The following is a 3,699-nucleotide window of genomic DNA, read 5'->3' on the forward strand; positions in this document are numbered from 1 at the left end:
CAAGGTGCGCGTCGCCATGAGCAACGCCTTCGCCATGGGCGGTACGAACGCAGTTCTGGCATTCAGGCAGGTGTAGAAGCCATGCAAGACGCCTCATTTGAGGTCACCTGTCGTATCTAGCTGCTTGAGGGGCGGGGCATTGTGATACAGGGAGAGCTGTGGGGTCCCTCCTTCTCGGCCTCGACGATGTGGAAGGAGCCTGTGCGGCGAAACGGGCTAGACGCCCCCAGGCCCAGAACTTGGGCGAAACCAACTCCCACCAAAGGACAGCCGGTTTAGTAGCCGAACAATGAAACCTCGCTCGACGAGCCGCCGTCTCTACTGTCTCCGGCCTCACGCGGTTGAAGCGAACAGCGCAGCAGCTACTGTTCCGCACAACTCGGATGGCAATTGGGACAAGTCCGCACATGTCGTCACGTACGCTGAACGCCGCAGGTACAGCCAAACTGGGGCGGGGCGTTTCTGCCGTTTTGATAGAATTCTATCAAACTGACAATTTTCCTTGCATAAATGCAAGGAGAGCTCGGTTGACTCCCCTCCTTTCTTGTCAAGGATGAGTTTGCAGGCTGCGGTGCGGCAGAAGCCGGACAGAACAGCGACCGGTCGAGTAAAGGCCTGCGCAAACCGCATATTGCGAGCGCCCGCGCGGAGGAAGACGCTCGTCCTGGTGAAAGGCAACGATGCTCAGGCGCCATTGCCATTTGCCGAGGGCGTCCGCGCGCCGAAAATTTCGAAGCAACAAAGGTGAGATCGAGAATGATGATGACGAAATACAACACAGCTCACCGTCCAGTGCAGTTCTACCGGCGGGTGGCGGAGTGGGATGGGCTGCCAAATGGAACGTAAAAAGATCAGCAAGGAGATGCTTGGCGATAGTCAGGCGCTGCGCAAGCTGCGTGAGCACCTTGTCAAGGTGGCCAAGGCGAAGACTACGGTCCTGTTGCGAGGTGAATCCGGAACCGGTAAGGAGCTGGTTGCCAAAGCCATTCACGAGCTCTCGCCTCGCGCCAAGCAGCCCTTCATCAAGGTCAATTGCGCGGCGCTCACCGAGACGCTTCTGGAATCTGACTTGTTCGGTCATGAGAAGGGTGCCTTCACCGACGCGAGCAGTTTGCGCAAGGGGCGCTTTGAGGCTGCCGACAAAGGCACATTGTTTCTGGACGAGATTGGCGAAATATCAGGTTCGTTCCAGGCTAAGCTGCTGCGTGTCCTGCAGGAGCAGGAGTTTGAGCGCGTCGGCAGCAACCACACCATTAAAGTTGATGTTCGCGTGATTGCCGCAACGAACAGGGACTTGGAAACGGCAGTTCAACGCAAGGAGTTCCGGCAAGACCTCTATTATCGCATCAACGTCGTCACTTTACGCGTGCCGGCATTGCGCGAAAGGCGAGGTGATATTCCGCTCTTGGCCGCTCAGTTTCTCAAGAATTTCAATACTGAGAATGATCACACGCTGACCTTCGCTCCCGAAGCGATTGAGGTGCTAATGAACTGCGAATTTCCAGGCAACATCCGAGAGCTCGAAAACTGCGTTCAGCGGACGGCAGTTCTGGCGACGGGTCCATCAATCCTCAGAACTGACTTTGCCTGTTACGCGGATCAGTGCTTGGCCGCGGCGCTGTGGAAGAACGGACCGCCGACGTCAGAGAAGTCGACTACGATCGAGCCTTCCGCCGCCTGTGCCGCCCCGCCCGTCGGCGACGGGCAAGCGCCGATAGGCCCTGCCACGAGTCGTGGTAGGGTGCCCGATGCCGATACGGTCATTGCTGCCATGGAAAAGTGTGGCTGGGTGCAGGCAAAGGCGGCGCGCCTGCTCGGTTTGACCCCGCGCCAGATCGGCTACGTGCTGAGAAAACGCGGTATCGAGATCAAGCGTCTCTGAAACAACCCGCCGAGCAAGAGCTGGAGCAGGTCAAGCATTGGTGCTCTGGCGAGCCCATCGGCCAGGCTTACGAAGTGGGTGTGAACAGCGCTGCCAAGATTCCGGCCGTGTGCTTTCTACCACGTAGTCATACTGGGGCTCTGCGACTGACAAACTAAAAAGGAGTAATCCTATGGCTAGTAACTTCGCTCTACACCGCAAGGGCAAATCAATTCGACGTGCCTGGATCCAGAAATAATCGATGTATTATTGGTGACACGCCAGCATGCGTAGAGGCGACGCGCAGATCTCCGCTGGCGGGACCTGGTCGATACATTAGCTGATGGCTTACCGCTCGATATCACGCAATCTGAGATGGGCATGAAAGTGAGTTCGACCGCTGGACAGTTGCCGACCTCGTCAGGTATTGGCCCCTGCGACCGGTTGATCTGCGATATCCAAATTCGCGGAAGTTGGTCGAGACGAAACTGTCGCCCCGGCTCGTGACCGACCGCGCGCCCGGCAAGACCGAGTTACAAAGTTGCCGAGGCAGTTTGATGTGCGTTCCTGCATCACTGTACGGGACACGACCTGACGGGAGACTATGATGCGTAGCCAAAAAGAAAAGATGCTCGCAGGCGAGTTTTACAATGCGGCGGATCCGGAGATCCAAGCTGACCTGTTGGCCACCGGGGCTTGGCTCAAGCGGTACAATGATACGCTGGGGCAGACCACGGGGCATTGGCATGAGCTTTTGTCCGAGCGGCTGGGAGAGGTTGGGCGCGGAACGGTCATCCGTCCGCCCTTTTTTTGCGACTACGGATTCAATATCCGCATTGGAGCCAATGCCTACATCAACTTCAACTGCGTTATTCTTGACGTGGTAGAGGTCAAAATCGGGCAAGGAACGGCAATTGGGCCTGCTGTGCAGATTTATACCGCCGATCATCCACATGATGCCGAGCAGCGGCAGGCCGGCCTGCAGGTCGGGCGTCCTGTTCACATTGGCAGCCGTGTCTGGATCGGCGGTGGAGCAATCATTCTGCCTGGCGTCACGATTGGTGATAATGCAGTGGTAGGCGCTGGCTGCGTGGTCACACGAGATGTTCCCGCCGGGGCAAAGGTAGTGGGAATTCCTGCTCGCGTGGCCGACCCACATAAACAGGCATAATCAACCTCGTTGACCCTGGAGGTGCATGCGAACTGTCGAAACTGTGCCGAATTTTTGTCGAAGCCATTGAGCGCTGCATATGTTGTCGCGACTCGGGCGCTTCAGTTCTTTTGCCACGGGGGTCACAAGATCATGTGCGTAATGCCGCCGCAACGTGCTCACGTCCCGCAGCAGCGGACCCTTTCACATCGCCCAACGAATTCAGAGCCTACGTTGTGCTGCCACTAGCATTACTACTCACGAATGTATTCCCAACTGAGTTTTCGCCCTTGGAGGCAAGCAGCGACTCACCAGCAATCGCCGGCCATTAATCCTGGCTAGCATCGACCCCGACGAGGCGAGCCGCGGCGTTGCGGATCGGCATGTCGATGACCGTGATTGCGCCTTCGGCAAGGAAACGACGTTCGTTTCTGGTCAGCGTAGCCGAATCGATCACCGCAAAATGTGGGCCAGTGGAGCGCTTCATCAGCTGTCTGGCATATGTGCGCAGCATCTGATCGTTGAAGCGGCAGCCCACGAAGAAAAAACCCCGGTTGACGCGCCGTTGCTTCACCGCGTCCGGGATCGGCGTCTGGATATCAATTTCGGTTAGGACTTCGACGTAATCGGAATCAGCCACGAGGAAGTTTGCCGCCGGCCTGACGCTGCCGTGCGGCGCATAGAGCAC

2 protein-coding genes and 1 pseudogene are annotated in these 3,699 nt (G+C 57.4%); 2 read left to right on the plus strand and 1 reads right to left on the minus strand.

Annotation, left to right across the window (positions count from 1 at the left end; translation table 11 throughout):
- Positions 1 to 838: 838 nt before the first annotated feature.
- Both nifA and EOD15_RS05650 read left to right on the plus strand, forming a co-directional pair.
- Positions 839 to 1,882 (plus strand): annotated as a pseudogene (gene nifA, locus EOD15_RS05645) (nif-specific transcriptional activator NifA); the annotation flags it as partial.
- A 583-nt stretch (positions 1,883 to 2,465) separates the two neighbouring features.
- Positions 2,466 to 3,032 (plus strand): sugar O-acetyltransferase, encoded by a 567-nt coding sequence (locus EOD15_RS05650; RefSeq protein ID WP_024505228.1) that lies wholly within the window; start codon positions 2,466 to 2,468, stop codon positions 3,030 to 3,032.
- Positions 3,033 to 3,339: 307 nt separating this feature from the next.
- Here the strand turns inward: EOD15_RS05650 and EOD15_RS05655 are convergent.
- Positions 3,340 to 3,699 (minus strand): SIR2 family protein (locus EOD15_RS05655; RefSeq protein ID WP_148129496.1); only part of this gene is annotated, 360 nt, incomplete at its 5' end.

This window comes from Mesorhizobium sp. M7A.T.Ca.US.000.02.2.1, from assembly GCF_003996995.1.
In the GTDB taxonomy this organism is placed as follows: domain Bacteria; phylum Pseudomonadota; class Alphaproteobacteria; order Rhizobiales; family Rhizobiaceae; genus Mesorhizobium.